Genomic DNA, 479 nt, shown 5'->3' with positions numbered 1-479 from the left:
GCTTTCATTCGGAGAACCATCTTGGAAAACATTGCGCTTATTGGTATCGATCTGGGTAAGAACTCTTTCCATATTCATTGTCAGGATCATCGTGGGAAGGCCGTTTACCGTAAAAAATTCACCCGACCAAAGCTAATCGAATTTCTGGCGACATGCCCGGCAACAACCATCGCGATGGAAGCCTGTGGCGGTTCTCACTTTATGGCACGCAAGCTGGCAGAGTTAGGGCATTTTCCAAAGCTGATATCACCGCAATTTGTCCGCCCATTCGTTAAAAGCAACAAAAATGACTTCGTTGATGCTGAAGCTATCTGTGAAGCAGCATCCCGTCCATCTATGCGTTTCGTGTAGCCCAGAACCGCATCTCAGCATGCAATGCGAGCTCTCCATCGTGTCTGTGAATCCCTGGTTCAGGATAAGGTGAAAACAACTAATCAGATGCATGCTTTTTTGCTGGACTTTGGTATCAGCGTTCCGTG

The 479-nt window shown here is 47.2% G+C and carries 1 pseudogene; it reads left to right on the top strand.

Going from position 1 to position 479, the window contains the following annotated elements:
• Window positions 1-21 precede the first annotated feature (21 nt).
• A pseudogene (locus tag F0Q32_RS24500) lies at window positions 22-479 on the top strand (IS110 family transposase); the annotation flags it as partial.

This window comes from Pseudocitrobacter sp. 73, assembly GCF_008369545.1.
GTDB classification, from domain to species: domain Bacteria; phylum Pseudomonadota; class Gammaproteobacteria; order Enterobacterales; family Enterobacteriaceae; genus Pseudocitrobacter; species Pseudocitrobacter vendiensis.
The sequence above is the reverse complement of the archived record's forward strand: the minus strand, read 5'-3'. Positions and strand labels throughout refer to the sequence as shown.